Below are 18,632 nucleotides of genomic sequence, written 5' to 3'. Positions count from 1 at the left end.
AGTTATTGCTTTAAAGGAAATAAGGTAAACCTCGTTACAGGAGATGCAGGATGCGCAATGTGGCCGACCATCCGACAGATGCGCTGGGCTGGTTTCGCTTCGCCCGTCAGCAGCGGCGACGCCAGCTCGAAGCGGGGCTGCAGGTAGGGGAATGGGCCAGCCAGATAAGCCATCTGGTGCATATGCTACAGCGTGAGCGGGGCGCCTCCAACATCTGGCTCTGTTCCGGCGGCCAGCTTTTTGTTCGCGAAGTGCCGTTTTGCATCGCGCAGTCAGATGAACAAATTGCCGCGCTGCGCCAGCGGCTGGTGTTGCCCGACCCGATTATCAACGCCGCCATTGCCGGGCGGCTGGCCTGCGCGCTCTGGTATCTCGACGCGCTACCTGCGCTGCGTAGCCGTATTCAGGCGCGCAGTATTGAGCCGGAAGCGGCGATGGCGCAGTTCAGCCAGAGCATTGGCCATTTGTTGAGCATCGTGCCGGAGGCGAACGACACGCTGGATGATGCAAACCTCGCCCGGGCGCTGACGGCGCTCTACAGTTTTATGCAGGGTAAAGAACTGGCGGGGCAGGAGCGGGCGATCGGCGCGATGGGCTTTACCCGAGGAGACTTCAGCGATCCGCTGCGCCAGATGCTGGTGGACCGCATCGACGGACAGCAGCGCTGCTTCGGCACGTTCATCGCCCTTGCCGCGCCAGAACTTGCCGCAGAGTTTCGGGAGCAGGGGGAGGCGTCGCGAGAAATGGAGCAACTGCGGCGCCTTGCCTGTACCCGTCTGCCCCCGGATGAAGAGACTGCCGGGCTGGCGGTGCGCTGGTTCGCCCTGCAAACCCAGCGTCTCGACAAACTGCGCGAAACCGAAGAGAGATTAATCGCCGTATTGCAGCAGGCGGCGCAAGCGCAACTTCATCAAGAAACTGAGATCAATGAGCCGGACGAAGCGGCCTTCTCCCGCTGGGTGCAGGATCATGCCTGCCAGGAAGAACCCGCCGCGCTGGACCGTCATCTGCTGCCGCTGGTTCGCCAGCAGGCCAGACAGCTTGAAACCCTGACGCGCCAGCTCGCCTCGCTGCAGGAGACGCTGGAAGAGCGCAAGGTGATCGATAAGGCCAAAAGCCTGTTGATTCGCCATCAGCAACTCAGCGAGGAGCAAGCGTGGCAGCAGCTGCGCAAGCTGGCGATGGACCAGAATAAACGCATGGTGGAGATTGCCCGTGCGATGCTCTCCGTGGCTGATTTATGGCCGATAACCCCAAAGGAGTAGCTGCACAGCGAGAGGGCATTTTGTGCATGGTGATGGTGCGAGGAAGGGGGCTCAGGCGCTGAGCTTTATTCTCTCAGGAGATATGCGCGGGCGGTGAAGGGTTACGTTCGCCGAAGTGTTGTTTTCATTTGTCTCTTCCCCTCACGCGAGCGTGTTAAGGGGCTCGCTGCCTGTGGGTTTCTCCCTCGCCCCTGTGGGGATAGGGCTGGGTTAAGGGGCGCAGGCGGCTCAGGTGTTGGGTTTCCCGGGACGGGGTGGCGTTTTATGACGTGCATATGGGTGGGCGGTGAAGGGTTCCGTTCGCCAGGATGTTGTTTTCATATGTCACTTTTCCTCCCGCGAACGTGCCAGGGGGCTCAAAGCCAGCCCCCTGGCAACCCCGGCTCCCGGCACGCAAAATCGACCCCTTCGGGGCAGACCTTCCGGTCTGTCATCTGGCGTCGGGTCGGCAGGACGGCAGTTACTCGGCCCATCCATGGGCCTCGGCCCTTCGGGGCCAACGCTTTGCGTTGTTCAAAAACGCTCCCGGCGTTTTTGTCCGTGTGCCGACCCGCCTCTGGCCGTTCCCGACGGCCAGCCCCGGCCATCTGCCCGCCCGGAAGGCGATTTTGAGGCCGGATAAACGTCACCGCTGACAGGCTGACGAAAAAAGTCATAGTGTTGTCGCTATAAGGCAGGATGCGTTTTGGTGGTGTGGAAGGTAAGCAAGCGCAGCGCCACTCGCGGGGTTTTTCCCTCAGGGGCGAGGGCCGGGGTGAGGGGAAATGACGGCGCAGCCGTATCCTGTGACAGGGCAAGTGGCACTTTACTGACCCGCCTTGCAAAATGCCCTATATAGCCGTTAAAGCGAAGCATCTCCTGTAACAAAAATAAAAATGCCGAAGCGGAGGGTTTGAATCCGGCCTCAAAATCGCCTCAGCTTTTTCACGGTGGCCGGGGCGCACCGGTCGGACCCGGTGCGAGGGCATGTCAGTGCATGGATGCACTGTCATGCCCGACCCGAAGACAGCGGGGAAAAGATGAGGTTTCCCGCTTCAGCGGGCGATTTTGCGTGCCGGGAGCCGGGATTGTTAAGGGGGCGGCGGGGAGCCCCCTTAACACGTTCGCGTGGAGGAAGGGTGCATATGAAAACAACGCTCTGGCGAACGTAACCTTCGCCGCTCGTACATACTCAACTCCGGCGAACGTAACCTTCGCCGCTCGCACATACTCAACTCTGGCCAACGTAACCTTCGCCGCTCGCACAGACTCAACTCCGGCGAACGTAACCCTCGCTCCGGCGAACGCAACCCGCCTCCTCCTCGCTCCATAAACCTGGCACACCCTTTGCTTACTATCTCCTGACTGACATTTCCCGGCAGCCTGCCAACGACGGCAGGCCAACCGGAAAGGATAAAGGCGTCCTGCAATGTGTTCGCACATTGCCGGGCGCTTTTTTTTGCATTTTTCCCAGGAGCCGACATGAGCGATTCGTCTTACACCTTCTCCCGCCGCCGCTTTTTACAGGCAGGCGCCGCGCTGGGCGGCGCGATGCTGCTGCCGGAACTGATGAGCAGCGCCTGGGCCGCCGGGTCGGACGCGCCGGAGCTGCCGGTCGTGAAAGTCGGGTTTATCCCGCTGACCGACTGCGCGCCAGTGGTGATGGCCGCACTCAAAGGATTCGACAAAAAACATGGCATCACCCTCGTGCCGAGCAAAGAGGCGAGCTGGGCGGCGGTGCGCGATAAGCTCGTCTCCGGCGAACTGGATGCCGCCCATGTGCTCTACGGCCTGCTTTATGGGCTTGAGCTGGGCATCGCTGGTAAAAAGCAGGCAATGGCTAACCTGATGACCCTTAACCGCAACGGCCAGGCGATCACGCTCTCCGCCGATCTGCAGGAAAAGGGCATTACCGACGCCGAAGGGCTGAAAACGCTCATCGCCAGCGCCGAGCCGGGCGCTTACACCTTCGCCCATACCTTTCCCACCGGTACGCACGCCATGTGGCTCTACTACTGGCTGGCGTCAGCGGGCATCCATCCCTTTAACGATGTGCGCACCGTCGTGGTGCCGCCGCCGCAAATGGTGATGAACATGCGCATCGGCAATATGGTCGGCTTCTGCGTCGGCGAGCCGTGGAACGCCCGGGCCATTAACGATCGCATCGGCTTTACCGCCGCCACGTCGCAGTCGATCTTCCCCGATCACCCGGAAAAAGTGCTCGGCACGCGACGCTTATGGGTGGAGCAAAACCCCAATACCGCCCGGGCGTTAACGGCGGCGGTGCTGGAGGCGGCGCGCTGGATTGACGCCTCTGACGATAACCGGCGCGAGACCGCCCGCGTACTGGCAAAGCGCGCTTACCTCAATACCAAAGAGCAATACCTCACGCCGCGCATGCTGGGCGAGTACGACAACGGCATCGGCAAACGCTGGCGCGACGCGCATGGCATGCGCTTTTTCGCCGATGGCGACGTGAACTATCCGTGGCTTTCGGACGGCATGTGGTTTCTCACCCAGTTCCGGCGCTGGGGGCTGCTTAAAACCGACCCGGATTACCGCGCTGTCGCGCAAGGCATCAATCGCACCGACATCTACGCGCAGGCCGCCGCCGCCGCGGGCAACGTGGCGCTGCCCGCTTCACCGCTACGCACAAGCCAGCTGATGGATGGCTCCCGCTGGGATGGCGCTAACCCGGCTGCTTATGCCGCCAGCTTCTCTCTCAATCGTCAGGGGTAAACAAGATGAAACAGGCACAACAGAGTGACATTACGCCGCAGCCGCAACCCGTCCGCGCAGAAGTGATAACCATGCCGAAACCGGCGGTGCGCAAGCGTCGCGCGCCGTGGCAAACCCACGTGAACGCCGTGCTTCAGCGCGTTATTCCGGCGCTGCTGGGAATGGGGCTGCTGCTGCTGGCCTGGCAGATAGCCGCCCTGAACAGCAAAGGCTTTCCCACGCCGCTCAGCACGCTCGACTCGGCGCTGACGCTCTTCGCCGACCCCTTTTATAACGAAGGGCCGAACGACCAGGGCATCGGCTGGAACGTGCTCGCCTCGCTGATGCGCGTGGCGGTGGGCTTTGGGCTGGCGGCGCTGGTCGGCATTCCGCTCGGCTTTTTGATAGGCCGCTTTACCTTTTTCTCGCGCATGTTTACGCCGCTTATCGCGCTGCTGCGTCCGGTCAGCCCGCTCGCCTGGCTGCCTATCGGCCTGCTGCTGTTTCAAAAAGCGGAACCCGCCTCCAGCTGGACGATTTTTATCTGCTCTATCTGGCCGATGGTGATTAACACCGCCGATGGGGTGAAGCGCATTCCCGAGGATTACCTGAACGTCGCCCGCGTGCTGCAACTCTCCGAATGGACAGTGATGCGCCGCATTCTTTTTCCGGCGGTATTGCCCGCCGTGCTCACCGGTGTGCGGCTGTCCATCGGCATCGCCTGGCTGGTGATTGTGGCCGCCGAAATGCTGACCGGCGGCCTCGGCATCGGCTTCTGGATCTGGAACGAGTGGAACAACCTCAACGTGGAAAACATTCTCATCGCCATCGTCATCATCGGCGTGGTCGGGTTGCTGCTGGAGCAGGGGCTAATGCTTATCGCCCGCCGCTTTAGCTGGCAGGAAAAATAAGGAGCGCACATGAAACCGATTATTCAGGTCCAGAACGTCAGCCAGCGTTTCTCCACCGCCAGCGGCGAATTTCTGGCGTTGCAGAACGTCAGCTTCGATATCCGCGAAGGGGAAACCGTAAGCCTTATCGGCCACTCCGGCTGCGGCAAATCGACGCTGCTCAACCTTATCGCCGGGATCGCCTTGCCGAGCGAAGGCGGGCTGCTGTGCGACAACCGCGAAATCGCAGGCCCGGGGCCAGAGCGCGCTGTGGTCTTCCAGAACCATTCGCTGCTCCCCTGGCTTACCTGTTTTGACAACGTGGCGCTGGCGGTCGACCAGGTCTTTAAGAAAAGCATGAGTAAAAGCGAGCGCCGGGAGTGGATCGTCCACAACCTCGAACGCGTGCAGATGGGGCATGCCCTGAACAAGCGTCCCGGCGAGATCTCCGGCGGCATGAAGCAGCGCGTCGGCATCGCCCGGGCGCTGGCGATGAAGCCGAAGGTGCTGCTGATGGATGAACCCTTCGGCGCGCTGGATGCGCTCACCCGCGCCCATCTTCAGGACGCCGTTATGCACATCCAGCACGAGTTGAACACCACCATCGTGCTGATTACCCACGATGTGGACGAAGCGGTGCTGCTCTCCGACCGCGTGCTGATTATGACCAACGGCCCGGCGGCCACGGTGGGCGACGTGCTGGAGGTCGATCTGCCGCGCCCGCGCAACCGCGTACAGCTGGCCGAAGAGAGCCGTTATCACCACCTGCGCCAGCAGATCCTGCATTTCCTGTACGAAAAACAGCCGAAGGCGGCGTAAGGAGGCGACATGGCGCAGCGACTGGCGATTATCGGCAACGGCATGGCGGCGGTGCGGCTGGTGGAGCAGCTTACCGACCGTGCGCCCGGGCGCTTTGCCATCACCCTGATTGGCGAAGAGCCGACGCTTGCCTACAACCGCATCCTGCTCTCCCCGGTGCTGAGCGGCGAAAAACCTGCCCGCGCCACGCAGCTGCACGACGCGGCCTGGTATGCCGCGCGCGGCGTTGAGCTGCTGACGGGCGAAAAGGTGGAAGCGGTGGACGTGGCTTCGCGCTGGCTGCGCACCACGGCGCGGATGCTCAGCTGGGACGAGCTGGTTTTCGCCACCGGCTCCACGCCGTTCATTCCGCCTGTTGCAGGCCACCAGTTGCCGCACGTGCGCGGGTTTCGCACGCTGGCGGATGTGGAGGCGATACTTGCCGCCCCCGGCCCGGCGGTGGTGCTCGGCGGCGGGCTGCTCGGCGTGGAGGCCGCCGCCGCGCTTAACCGTCAGGGCGCTGACGTCACGCTGGTGCATCGCCATCCGTGGCTGATGGAGCAGCAACTCGACGAGCAGGCCGGGGCGATGCTGGCGGAACATCTACGCGAGCGCGGCATCGACTGCCGCCTGGCAAACAGCATTGCGGGTATCGACGCGCAGCACGTCACGCTTGATGACGGCGAGCGGTTGCCCGCCAGCCGGGTAGTGATGGCGACCGGGGTCCGGCCGAACATCGCCCTTGCGCAAGGCGCCGGGCTGCATTGCCAGCGCGCCATTGTGGTGGACGGCCAGCTTCGCGCTTCGCATCCGGGCGTGAGCGCGCTTGGCGAATGCTGTGAACACAACGGCGAGCTGTGGGGGCTGGTGGCGCCCTGTCTGCAACAGGCGGACGTGCTTGCGGCACGGCTCGCGGGCGAGCCCGCAGCCGATTTCCGCTACCAGCAGAGCGGCACGCGCCTGAAGGTGACGGGCATCGAGCTCTTCAGCCTCGGCGACATCTCGCCAACGCCGGAAAGCCGCACGCTGACCGCCTTCGACCCGCTTTCCCGTCACTATCGCCGCCTGTTTATCCGCAACGGCAGGCTGACGGGCGCGCTGCTGTTTGGCGACACCTCCGACGCCGCGCAGCTTGCCGCCCAACTGCAACAGCCGGTGGATGAACACGCCGGGCTCCTCTTTAACCACGATTCGCAGCCGCAGGCTGCTGGAAGCGATGCAATGACAAAATCAACTCTGGTGGTCGTCGGCCACGGTATGGTAGGGCACCACTTTCTTGAGCAATGCGTGAACGCGAAGCTGCATGAGCGCTACCACATCGTCGTTTTTGGCGAAGAGCGGCACCCGGCGTATGACCGGGTGCACCTGTCGGAGTATTTCAACGGCCGCAGCGCGCAGTCGCTCTCCATGGTGCAGGCGCATTTTTTCGAAACGCACGGCATTGAACTGCGCAGCGGGTGCAAGATCAACCGGATAGACCGCAGCCGACAGGTGGTCATCGACAGCGAAGGCCACGAAACCCGCTGGGACAAACTGATGCTGGCGACCGGCTCCTTTCCTTTTGTGCCTCCCGTGCCGGGCAACAACCTGCCGGGCTGCTTTGTCTACCGCACGCTGGATGACCTTGACGCCATTCGCGCCCATGCGCAAAACGCCACGCGCGGCGTGGTGATAGGCGGCGGCCTGCTTGGGCTTGAGGCGGCGAACGCCTTAACGCAACTGGGGCTGCAAACGCATGTGGTGGAATTCGCCCCCGGCCTGATGGCGGTACAGCTGGATGCGCCCGGTGCAGCGATGCTGCGCGGGAAGATCGAGGCGCTTGGCGTTAGCGTGCATACCAGCAAAGCGACAACGGAAATCGCCGCTGCGGGGAGCGGCCTGCGCATGCAGTTCGCCGATGGCGAAAGCCTGGAGACCGATCTGATTGTCTTTTCCGCCGGCATTCGTCCGCAGGATGCGCTGGCGAAAGCCGCAGGGCTTGCGACAGGCGAGCGCGGGGGCATTGTGATTAATGACCAGTGCCAGACCAGCGATGAGAATATTTTCGCCATTGGTGAATGTGCGCTCTGGCAGAGCAAAATTTTTGGTCTGGTGGCGCCGGGCTACCAGATGGCGCGCGTGGCGGCGGCGCAGCTGTCGGGCGAGGCGGCGGCGTTTCAGGGCGCCGACATGAGCACAAAACTCAAGCTGCTGGGCGTGGAAGTGGCGTCATTCGGCGACGCGCACGGCACAACGCCGGGCTGCCAGAGCTACCAGTGGACCAACGGCCCGCAGCAGATTTATAAAAAAATCGTCGTTTCGCCAGACAACAAAACGCTGCTTGGCGGCGTGCTGGTGGGCGACAGCAGCGAATACGCCACGCTGTTGCAGATGATGCTTAACGGCATGGCGCTGCCCGCCCAGCCGGAGACGCTGATCCTGCCCGCAAGCAGCGGCGCGCCCGCGAAGGGGCTCGGCGTGGCGGCGCTGCCGGAAAGCGCGCAGATCTGCTCGTGCCACAACGTCAGCAAGGCGGATATCTGCGCGGCGGTGGCGAACGGCGCCGTTGAGATGGGGGCGGTTAAAAGCTGCACCAAAGCGGCCACCGGCTGCGGCGGCTGCAGCGCGCTGGTGAAGCAGGTGATGGAATACCAGCTTGAGCAGCAGGGCGTGGCGGTGAAAAAAGATATCTGCGAACACTTCCCGTACTCGCGCCAGGAGATTTATCACCTGGTGCGCGTTAACCACATCCGCACTTTTGAACAGCTTATCAGCCGCTACGGTCAGGGCCACGGCTGTGAAATCTGCAAGCCGCTGGTGGGTTCCGTGCTCGCCTCCTGCTGGAATGAATACCTGCTTAAGCCTGCGCACCTGCCGCTGCAGGACACCAACGACCGCTACTTCGCCAATATCCAGAAAGACGGCACCTATTCCATTGTGCCGCGCATGGCGGCAGGCGAGGTGACGCCGGACGGGCTTATCGCCATCGGCCAGATAGCCAAACGCTATAACCTCTACAGCAAGATAACCGGCGGTCAGCGTATCGATCTTTTTGGCGCTCGTCTGGAAGAATTGCCCGCCATCTGGGCGGAACTGGTGGCGGCAGGTTTTGAAACCGGGCACGCCTACGGGAAATCGCTGCGCACGGTGAAATCCTGCGTCGGCTCTACCTGGTGTCGCTATGGCGTGCAGGACTCCACCGGACTCGCGGTGGAACTGGAACACCGCTACAAGGGGCTACGCGCGCCGCACAAAATTAAGATGGCGGTTTCCGGCTGCACCCGCGAGTGCGCCGAAGCGCAGGGCAAAGATGTGGGCGTTATCGCCACCGAGAAGGGCTGGAACCTTTACCTTTGCGGCAACGGCGGCATGAAACCGCGCCACGCGGATCTCTTCGCAAGCGATCTCGACCACGACACGCTTATCCGCACCATCGACCGCTTTTTGATGTTTTACATCCGCACTGCCGACCGCCTGCAGCGCACCAGCGTCTGGATGGATAACCTGGAGGGCGGAGTGGCGTACCTGCGTGAGGTCATTCTCGAGGATTCGCTCGGCATCGGCGAAGAGCTTGAGCGCGAAATGGCGCAGGTTGTCGACAGCTACCAGTGTGAGTGGCAAACCACGCTGGCAAGCCCCGACCGGCTGGCGCTGTTTCGCTCTTTCGTTAACAGCGACAAGCCTGACGAAGCGGTGCAGCGCCGCACGCTGCGCGGCCAGCCGCAGCCTGTTGAGGTGGTGGAGCCGGTAAGCCTGGAGGCGAGCGAGCGTCCGTGGCAGGCCGTCTGCGACGTGACCGATATTCCGCCGCAGGCGGGGATCGGCGCGCGCCTTGGCGAGAGGCAGATCGCGCTGTTTCGCATCGGCGAGCAGGTTTACGCGCTGGATAACCTTGAGCCTGGCAGCGAGGCGAATGTGCTTTCGCGCGGCCTGCTCGGCGATGCGGCGGGGGAGCCCATCGTTATCAGCCCGCTCTATAAACAGCGCATCCGCCTGCGCGACGGCCGCGGCGTGGAGAATGACGCCGTCTGCGTGCGCGCCTGGCCGGTAAAAGTGGAAGCGGGCAAAGTGCTGGTCGGCAGCCAGGCGCTGATCGCGCGCGCGGAGGCGTCATGAACGCGGCGCGCACCACCTGCCCGTACTGCGGCGTGGGCTGCGGTGTGGTTGCGCAGCGCGACGAGCGCGGCGCGGTGACGGTGCGTGGCGATGAGCGGCACCCGGCGAACTTTGGACGGCTGTGCGTAAAAGGCGCGGCGCTTGGCGAAACCACCGGCCTTGCCGGGCGGCTGCTTTACCCCGAAGTGGGGGGGGAGCGGGTAAGCTGGGCGCGCGCGCTGGATGAAGCGGGCGGGCGCCTGCGCGCCATTATCGACCAGCACGGCCCGCAGGCCGTCGCCTTTTACGCCTCCGGCCAGCTGCTGACGGAAGATTATTACGCTGCCAACAAGCTGATGAAAGGGTTTATCGGCGCGGCGAATATCGATACCAACTCCCGGCTTTGCATGTCTTCCGCTGTGGTGGGCTACAAACGCGCGTTTGGCGCGGACGCGGTGCCGTGCAGCTATGAGGATGTGGAGCAAACGGACCTGCTCATCCTGGTCGGCGCGAACGCCGCCTGGGCGCATCCGGTGCTTTATCAGCGCATTGCGGCGGCGAAACAGGCGCGCCCGGAGATGAAAATCGTGGTGATCGACCCGCGGCGCACCGCCACCTGCGATATTGCCGACAAACATCTGGCGATAAAACCGGGTAGCGACGCCGGGCTGTTTGTCGGCCTGCTGGCGCTGATAGACGAGCAGGCTTGCGATTTTGACGGCGCAAGCGACGCCTTTGCCGTTGCGCGAGAGTGGTCCCTTGAGCGGGTGGCGGACTTTTGCGGCGTAACGCCGGATGACGTCGCGCGCTTTTATGATGACTTCCTCTCTGCTCCGCGCGTTATGACGCTCTATACGATGGGCATTAACCAGTCTTCCAGCGGCAGCGACAAGTGCAACGCCATCATTAACCTGCATCTGGCGAGCGGAAAAATCGGCCGCCCCGGCTGCGGCCCCTTTTCGCTGACCGGACAGCCAAACGCCATGGGCGGTCGCGAGGTGGGCGGGCTTGCCAACCAGCTTGCCTGCCACATGAACTTCGAACCGGCGGATATCGCCCGGCTCGGCCGTTTCTGGGGAAGCGAGCGCATTGCTCACACGCCAGGGCTGATGGCGGTGGAGCTGTTTGACGCCATCGGGCGCGGCGAGGTGAAAGCGGTGTGGGTGATGGGCACCAACCCGGCGGTTTCGCTGCCGGATAGCGACCGGGTGCGGACGGCGCTCGCGGCCTGCCCGCTGGTCATTGTCTCTGAGGTGGCGGCGCAAACGGACACCGGCTGCTTTGCGCATATCCGCTTTCCGGCGCTGGCCTGGGGCGAGAAAAACGGCACCGTGACCAATTCCGAACGGCGTATCTCGCGCCAGCGGCCCTTCCTGGACGCGCCCGGCGACGCGCGGGCCGACTGGTGGATTGTGGCGCAAATGGCGCAGCGGCTCGGCTTTAGCGAGGCGTTTGGCTGGGCGCATCCGCATGAGGTTTTTTGCGAGCATGCGGCGCTCTCCGGTTTTGAAAACGACGGCGCGCGGGCGTTTGATATCAGCGGGCTTGCCGGGTTGTCGCGCGCAGAGTACGACGCGCTTGAACCCGTGCAGTGGCCGATAAACGCCGCCAACCCGCAGGGCGCGGCGCGGCTGCTGACGCAGCGGCGCGGATGGCGAAAAGAGGGGAAACTGCAGATGGTCGCCGTCACGCCGCAACTGCCGCAGGCGCAGGTGAACGCGCAGTACCCTTTGCTGCTGAATACCGGGCGCATTCGCGACCAGTGGCACACCATGACGCGCACCGGCGAGGTGCCGCGTCTGATGCAGCACATCCCGCAGCCGCAGCTGGATGTGCATCCGGACGATGCCGCGCGCTACGGGCTTTTCCCGCAGGCGCTGGCGCGGGTGAGTTCGCCTCTGGGCTGGATGGTAGCGAAAGTCAACGTTACGGCTGCGCAGAGGCCGGGCGCGCTTTTCGCGCCGATGCACTGGAACGACCGCTTCGCCCGGCAGGGGCGGGTTAACGCGCTGGTGGCGCCGGTGGTTGACCCGCACTCCGGACAGCCGGAAAGCAAGCAGACCGCGGTGCGTGTGGAGGCGTGGCGCGCCGCGTGGCAGGGGGAAATCTTCAGCCGCGAGGCGGTCGCGCTGTCGCCGGAGACTATCTGGTGGCGACAGGCGGCGGGGGCGTTTCACCATGTTCTTTTTGCCACTGACGGCCCGGCGCAGACATGGGTTGCGCAGCTTTGCCGCGCTCAGGGCTGGCAACTTCAGTACGCACAAGGAGAGGGGTTTTATCATTTGCTGGCGTGGCGCGAAGGCGAACTGCAACTGGCCTTTTTTGGCGCAAACAGCGCGCCAAACGTTCAGCGCGAGGCGGTGCTGGCCGCCTTCACGCAGCCGCCCACCACGGCGCTGGAGCGTCACGCGCTGCTTGGCGGCAAAGCGCCCGGCGAGCAGGAGGAGGCGGGGCGGACAATCTGTAGCTGCTTTGGCGTGGGGGAAAATCGCATTCGGGCCGCTATTCTGGAGGGCTGCGCCAGCGCCGCAGCGCTGGGCGAAAAGCTGCGCTGCGGCACCAACTGCGGCTCCTGCGTGCCGGAGCTCAAAGCGTTACTGGCCGAAGCGGCCCACGAGACCCGTAGCGGCGAGCGCGTGCCCCTTAAGCTTCTGTAACAGCTCTTCACGGGTCAGCCCCGCCGGAAGGTTCGGCTCAAGGTCCGTGGCGATAAGGGTGAAATTATAGTGGTGCGCGCCGCTGCCGGTCGGCGGGCAGGGGCCATACCAGGCGTGAGTGCCGGGGGTGGTTTTCCCGCCGGTAAACCCTTTAGCGTCGCGCAGATCGTTGGCCGCGAAGCCGGTTGCGGTAGGGGGAATGTTGTAAGCCACCAGATGCGTAACGCCAAGCCCTTTGGCGCCTTCCGGATCGAAAACAATCAGCGCATAGCTTTTCGTGCCTTGCGGCTCGTTGCTCCAGACCAGCGGCGGCGACTGGTTCTCGCCCGTGCAGTTGGGGTTATCGTTGGCGTTGCCGGCGTATTTTTTCTCCATCATGGCGTTATCGGCAATCGCCGGGGACTGCAACATAAAAATGCCTTCCGCCTGAACGGCGGTCGCAAACAGCGCGGCGGCGCAGGTAAACGCAGAAAACAGCGGCCTTTTCATCATCGGGTTCTCGCGCGGGGTGGGTGAGTTAAGCGTAGCGCAGAGGGGTAAAAGCGCCTGAGGATAATCCTGAAATCGCGTGTTGGCGGCCCGCTTTCTGGTGCAAACGGGTGAGGGCGCTTAGCGTGAGGGAGGGGTATGTTATACTGAGCCGATGTTTTGTTGTCCCGGTTAACCGGTCTGAGAGCTGTCGCCGCCTGTCGTTATGCTGTTGTTACGTAAACCTGCTGTTTCATCGTTAATGCTGCTTGCGCTCCTCACCGGGGGCGGGGCTGCCGGTGCCCCGGCGACCTTTATGCAAAAGGCGCAAAACCCCTTCGATAATGATAACGATAACCTGCCCGACCTCGGCATGGCTCCGGAAAGCGACGCCACGGCGCGCCATATCGCGACCGTCGCCAAAGCTTTTGGCGAGGCGAGCCAGACGGAAAGCGACCTGGCGCCCGGTCAGCAGGCGCGGCAGTTTGCCTTTACGCATTTGCGCGACGCCTTAAGCAAAGAGGTGACCAGCGAGGCTGAATCGCTGCTTTCGCCGCTCGGCACCGCCAGTATCGATCTGCTGGTGGACGAACATGGCAATTTCAACGGCAGCAGCGGTTCGCTCTTTACCCCCTGGCAGGATAACAACCGCTACCTGACCTGGACGCAGCTTGGCGTCAGCGAGCGCAGCGACGGGTTAGTGGGCAATGCGGGCGTCGGCCAGCGCTGGGTGGCGGGCGACTGGCTGCTTGGCTACAACACCTTTTACGACAGCCTGCTGGAAGAAAACCTTCAGCGCGCGGGCTTCGGCGCGGAAGCCTGGGGCGAGTATCTGCGGCTTTCCGCCAACTACTATCAGCCGCTCAGTGGCTGGCGCACCGGCGAGACCGAACTTCAGGAGCAGCGGCTGGCGAGAGGCTATGACGTCACGGCGCAGGCCTGGCTGCCCTTTTACCGGCACGTTAACACCAGCCTGAGCCTTGAGCAGTACTTTGGTGACAGGGTCGATCTCTTCGACAGCGGCACCGGCTACCATAATCCGATGGCCGTGAAAGTGGGGCTGAGCTACACGCCGGTGCCGCTGGTGACGCTGAGCGCGCAGCATAAGCAGGGGGAGAGCGGCGAGAGCCAGAATAACCTCGGCCTGCGGGTTAACTATCGCTTCGGCGTGCCGCTTGGCAAACAGCTCTCCGCAGCGGAAGTGGAGAACGCCCGTTCGCTGCGCGGCAGTCGCTATGACCGCGTGGAACGCAGCGGCGCGCCGGTGATGGAATTTCGCCAGCGCAAAACCCTGTCGGTGTTTCTCGCCACGCCGCCCTGGGATCTGGCGCCTGGAGAGACGGTGGCGTTGAAGCTGCAGGTGCGCAGTGTGCACGGCATTCGCCAGCTCTCCTGGCAGGGCGACACCCAGGCGCTGAGCCTGACGCCGCCGCTTAACGGTCGCAGCGCCGACGGCTGGAGCATCATTATGCCCGCCTGGGACAGCGCGGCGGGGGCGAACAACAGCTGGCGGCTTTCTGTCACGGTGGAAGATGAACGCGGCCAGCGTGTGACTTCAAACTGGATAACCCTGCGCCTGACCGAACCGGTGCAGACGCTGCCGCAGGACGACCCGCGCTATAACCTGTTGCCGGCGGATTAAAAGACGCGCTCCTGATGCACCCAGACCGCCGCTTCCACGCGGGATTTTAGCTTCATCTTTTTCAGCAAGTGCTTCACGTGCACTTTGACGGTGCTTTCGGTGATATCGAGCTTGCGGGCGATCATTTTGTTCGGCAGCCCCTGGGCGATGAGCTTTAAGATGTCGCGCTCGCGCGGGGTAAGCTGCGACACGTCGCGCTCGGAGGTGGCGCGGCTGGCGCGAAGGCTCGCCGCCAGCACCGGCGTCAGCGCTTCGCTCAGCACCATTTCGCCTGCCGCCGCCTGCTGCAACGCCCGCAGCAGCTCTTCCGGCTCCATGTCTTTAAGCAGATAGCCGTCCGCGCCGCGCTTGAGCGCCGTCACCACATCTTCTTCATGGTTAGAAACGCTAAAGACCACCACGCGGCCGGACAGGGCCTTCTCGCGCAGCTTATCCAGGGTTTCCAGCCCGTTCATGCCCGGCATGTTCAGGTCGAGCAGGACCAGGTCCGGATCTAACGCCTCGGCCATTTCGATACCCTGTTCGCCATTGCCCGCCTCGCCGACAACCGTAATGCCAGGCGCCATGCTGATGAGCTGCTTCACGCCGGTGCGCAGCATAGGATGGTCATCAATCAACAGGATAGTGGCCGGTTCCGGGTTACTCATGGGATTCTCCTTGTACAGATAAAAGGGGCGCATCGGGGATAAAGGTCACCACCACTTCGGTGCCGCCTGCTTCCCGTCGCCGGATCTGACAGTCACCGCGCAAACTCTGGGCGCGGTCACGCATAATAATCAGGCCGTAATGGTTGCTGCGCTCGGCGTTGTCCGGCAGACCGCAGCCGTTATCTTCCACCGTCAGCCGCACCTGCTTGCCCTGAAGCGTTACGCAAACGCGCAGGGCGCTGGCGCCGGCATGCTTGAACGCGTTGTTGAGCGCTTCACGCGCTATCTGCACCAGATGTATCGCCTGGTGCGAAGGCACAAGGCGCGGCGGCAGCTGATAATCAAGCGTAACCGGAAAGCCCAGCCGCGCGCCGAACTCCTGGCAGCTTGCCTCAAGCGCAGCTTTCAGCCCCGGCTCTGTAAGCTTAAGACGAAACGTGGTGAGCAGCTCGCGAAGCTGCCGCCAGGAGGTGTTAAGTTCGTTGCGGATCTGCCCGAGCAGGTCGCGGCTCGCCTGCGGCAGCGCGTCGCCCTGCATTTGCAGGCAACTGACTTGCATTTTCATACAGGAGAGCGACTGGGCGATGGAATCATGCAGCTCGCGGGCGATGGCCGCGCGCTCTTCCAGCAAGATAAGCTGCTGCTTGCGCTCCTGCTGACGCTCAAGCGCGAGCGTGGCGGTGAGCTGCTCGGTAAGGGTATCGATCATCTGCTGCTGATCGTGGCTTAAATGACAGCCCGGCGGCAGCTTCGCCAGCAGCAGGCCGTACTGGGTATGGCTGTCCGCCAGCCGCCATTTCAGCGTGGTCTGCGTCTCGCCCGCAGGCTCGCGGCGCGGGCAGAGCGTGCAGCCTTTTTCCGCGCAGCGCTCGTCCGGCTGCCAGAGAAACTCCTGATAGTGCTCTTCGTCGTCCACTTCATAAACCCGCAGCGCGAGGTCGTGCAGCAGCGTCAGCTGTTGCAAATCGTTCAACACCGGCGCCAGCCTTTCGCACAGCGGCGCGCTGGAGTGCAGACGGCGGTTCGCCTGCCAGAGAAAGGCGAGGATCTGGTTCTTGTGCTCAAGGCCCGCGGTTTTCTCCTTCACCCGCGCTTCCAGCACCGCGTAGCTTTGCGCAAGTTCCGCCGACATGCTGTTAAGCGCCTGGCCGAGCGTCGCCATTTCATCGCGCCCGGCTATCTGCACGCGCTGGCTGAAGTCGCGCTGTCCCGCCGCCTGCGCCATGGCCAACAGCGCCCGCCAGGGGCGCAGCAGCCGCTTGCGCAGCCAGACCAGCGTGAAGATAAGCAAAAGCCCTGTCAGCAGCGCCATGGCGCGCTGGAGCCAGACCACGCGCTGAATGCGCAGCTCCGTGGTGTGATCGAAGGCGGTGACCAGGCTGTCTATCTGGCTGACGAACTGCCCAACCGCGGCGTTCACCTCCTGTGGGGAGGAGGCGGCGCGCAAGGCGGGTGACAGAAAGCGCCGCCAGTATGTCTGAATCGCCCGTAACTGCGGCTGCTGGCCGTCGCGAGCCGCGGCATGCTCAAGCTCCGGGCTCCAGGCGGTGCGCGCCATTTCGTTCAGCAGGGGCGCGTCGCGCGCATCCAGCGGCACGCTGGCGAGCAGACGATAGCTTTGCATACGCAGGGAGCCTGCCTTATTGATGGCGTGCGCATTGCCCTGAATGCCCTGCGCCAGCCAGCCCGCGACGCCCATGCCCGTTACGCCAAGCCCGGCGAGCAGAAAGACAATCAAGGCCAGCTGGTTAACCAGCGTCAACGGGGAAAAGAGGCGTTTTAGCATGCGCGGCGCGTCCTGAAAGGCAAGAAAAACCACAGGGAAACTATTGTCTGGTATCCCCTGGAGTATACCCATACCTCTAAGGGATTACTCCTTTATTGCCGCGGGGGGGAGGGAAGGGAGCAGGTTGGTCAGGAAGAAGCGCAGCGGAGTGAAAAACCACACTTTTTTTGTTTTCTTCGGCTACTCACTAAGGGGCATGGTTAAATTTCTACCGATTCAGGGCGTGAATATCCATTGATTTACATCAACTTACGTGACGCCCTAACGCCTAAGGTGGCGGGGTAAATCCCCAACATTTGAGGTGTCTATGAGTCACTCTTCCGTCCCAGAGCGTGCCTCCGGCGCGTTGATTACCGACTGGCGGCCCGAGGACAGCGCGTTCTGGCAACGCCAGGGGCATCGCACGGCGCGGCGCAATCTCTGGATTTCGGTGCCTTGCCTGCTGCTCGCTTTCTGCGTCTGGATGCTGTTCAGCGCGGTAGCGGTGAACCTGAACAAGGTCGGCTTTCAGTTTACAACCGACCAGCTCTTTATGCTGACGGCCCTGCCTTCGGTTTCCGGGGCGCTGCTACGCGTGCCATATGCGTTTATGGTGCCCGTGTTCGGCGGCCGCCGCTGGACCGCGTTCAGCACCGGTATTTTGATAATCCCCTGCGCCTGGCTTGGCGTGGTGGTGCAGGACCCGACCACGCCTTTCAGCACGTTTATTATCATCGCGCTGCTGTGCGGTTTCGCCGGCGCTAACTTCGCCTCCAGCATGGCGAACATCAGCTTTTTCTTCCCGAAGCAAAAGCAGGGCGGGGCGCTTGGCATTAACGGCGGCCTGGGCAACCTCGGCGTAAGCGTTATGCAACTGGTGGCACCGCTGGCCATTTCGATCTCCATGTTCGCGGTCTTTGGCGGCACGGGCGTTGAGCAGGATAACGGCACGATGCTCTATCTTGAAAACGCGGCGTGGGTCTGGGTGCTGCCGCTGGCGATATTCACCGTGGCGGCCTGGTTCGGCATGAACGATCTCGCCACGTCGAAAGCGTCCTTGCGCGAGCAGTTGCCTGTGCTTAAGCGCGGCCATTTGTGGATTATGAGTCTGCTTTATCTGGCGACGTTTGGCTCGTTTATCGGTTTCTCCGCCGGTTTCGCCATGCTCTCCAAAACGCAGTTTCCCCAGGTGGATATTCTGCATTTCGCCTTCTTCGGGCCGCTGGTGGGCGCGCTTGCCCGTTCGGCGGGCGGCGCTATCTCCGATTGCCTCGGCGGCACGCGGGTGACGCTGGTGAACTTTATTCTGATGGCGATATTCAGCGCGCTGCTTTTCCTCACGCTGCCTTCCGGCGGCGAGGGCGGCAACTTTGTCGCTTTCTTCGGCGTCTTCCTGCTGCTGTTCTTGACGGCGGGGCTGGGCAGCGGTTCCACCTTCCAGATGATTTCAGTTATCTTCCGCAAGCTGACCATGGACCGCGTGAAGGCGCAGGGCGGCAGCGAAGAGCAGGCGCTGCGCGAAGCGGCCACCGACACGGCGGCGGCGCTCGGGTTTATCTCCGCCATCGGCGCGATTGGCGGCTTCTTTATCCCGAAAGCATTCGGCACCTCGCTTGCCTTAACTGGCTCGCCGGCGGGCGCGATGAAACTCTTCTTTGTCTTCTATGTCGTTTGCGTTGTGGTGACCTGGGCCATTTACGGCCGCAAGTCGGCACGCTGACAGTTAACC

At 62.9% G+C, this 18,632-nt stretch carries 11 protein-coding genes; 8 read left to right on the top strand and 3 right to left on the bottom strand.

Features of this window, described 5'->3' with window-relative positions:
- Positions 1-50: 50 nt before the first annotated feature.
- The 6 genes from MT962_RS08560 to MT962_RS08535 all read left to right on the top strand — a co-directional run bounded on the left by MT962_RS08560 (position 51) and on the right by MT962_RS08535 (position 12,381).
- A complete protein-coding gene (locus MT962_RS08560; protein ID WP_247365387.1) occupies positions 51-1,265 on the top strand; it encodes a nitrate regulatory protein in 1,215 nt (404 codons plus the stop codon).
- A gap of 1,461 nt (positions 1,266-2,726) precedes the next feature.
- Positions 2,727-3,983 carry a CmpA/NrtA family ABC transporter substrate-binding protein gene (locus tag MT962_RS08555; RefSeq protein ID WP_024561850.1) on the top strand — a complete coding sequence of 419 codons (1,257 nt, stop codon included), beginning with the start codon at positions 2,727-2,729 and terminating at the stop codon, positions 3,981-3,983.
- Positions 3,984-3,988: 5 nt separating this feature from the next.
- The gene (gene ntrB, locus MT962_RS08550; RefSeq protein WP_028019900.1) at positions 3,989-4,873 is read left to right on the top strand and encodes a nitrate ABC transporter permease; all 885 of its coding nucleotides are present in this window, start codon (positions 3,989-3,991) and stop codon (positions 4,871-4,873) included.
- Between the two features lie 9 nt (positions 4,874-4,882).
- The gene (locus MT962_RS08545; protein ID WP_247365385.1) at positions 4,883-5,671 is read left to right on the top strand and encodes an ABC transporter ATP-binding protein; all 789 of its coding nucleotides are present in this window, start codon (positions 4,883-4,885) and stop codon (positions 5,669-5,671) included.
- Positions 5,672-5,680: 9 nt separating this feature from the next.
- Positions 5,681-9,745: a nitrite reductase large subunit NirB gene (gene nirB, locus MT962_RS08540; RefSeq protein WP_247365382.1), complete on the top strand. Its 4,065-nt coding sequence runs from the start codon at positions 5,681-5,683 to the stop codon at positions 9,743-9,745.
- On the top strand, positions 9,742-12,381 hold the full coding sequence (locus MT962_RS08535; RefSeq protein ID WP_247365379.1) for a nitrate reductase: 2,640 nt from the start codon (positions 9,742-9,744) through the stop codon (positions 12,379-12,381). The genes nirB and MT962_RS08535 overlap by 4 nt, the downstream gene beginning before the upstream one ends.
- Here MT962_RS08535 and MT962_RS08530 read toward each other — a convergent pair.
- Positions 12,319-12,870 carry a YbhB/YbcL family Raf kinase inhibitor-like protein gene (locus MT962_RS08530; RefSeq protein ID WP_024556070.1) on the bottom strand — a complete coding sequence of 184 codons (552 nt, stop codon included), beginning with the start codon at positions 12,868-12,870 and terminating at the stop codon, positions 12,319-12,321. The genes MT962_RS08535 and MT962_RS08530 overlap by 63 nt on opposite strands.
- Before the next feature lie 241 nt (positions 12,871-13,111).
- Between MT962_RS08530 and MT962_RS08525 the strand changes: the two genes are divergently transcribed.
- A complete protein-coding gene (locus MT962_RS08525; protein WP_051390632.1) occupies positions 13,112-14,491 on the top strand; it encodes a YchO/YchP family invasin in 1,380 nt (459 codons plus the stop codon).
- Here the strand turns inward: MT962_RS08525 and narL are convergent.
- Both narL and narX read right to left on the bottom strand, forming a co-directional pair.
- Positions 14,488-15,138, bottom strand: a complete 651-nt coding sequence (narL, locus tag MT962_RS08520; RefSeq protein WP_024559770.1) for a two-component system response regulator NarL — start codon at positions 15,136-15,138, stop codon at positions 14,488-14,490. The genes MT962_RS08525 and narL overlap by 4 nt on opposite strands.
- Entirely contained in the window at positions 15,131-16,924 is a 1,794-nt protein-coding gene (gene narX, locus MT962_RS08515) for a nitrate/nitrite two-component system sensor histidine kinase NarX (RefSeq protein ID WP_048888834.1), read from the bottom strand. The genes narL and narX overlap by 8 nt, the downstream gene beginning before the upstream one ends.
- A gap of 307 nt (positions 16,925-17,231) precedes the next feature.
- On the opposite strand from narX, the gene MT962_RS08510 reads away from it, so the two are divergent.
- Entirely contained in the window at positions 17,232-18,623 is a 1,392-nt protein-coding gene (locus MT962_RS08510) for a NarK family nitrate/nitrite MFS transporter (protein WP_247365377.1), read from the top strand.
- Positions 18,624-18,632: the final 9 nt, after the last annotated feature.

The organism is Franconibacter sp. IITDAS19, assembly GCF_023079515.1.
GTDB classification, from domain to species: Bacteria; Pseudomonadota; Gammaproteobacteria; order Enterobacterales; family Enterobacteriaceae; genus Franconibacter; species Franconibacter pulveris.
This window is presented reverse-complemented; position numbering and strand designations above follow the sequence as displayed.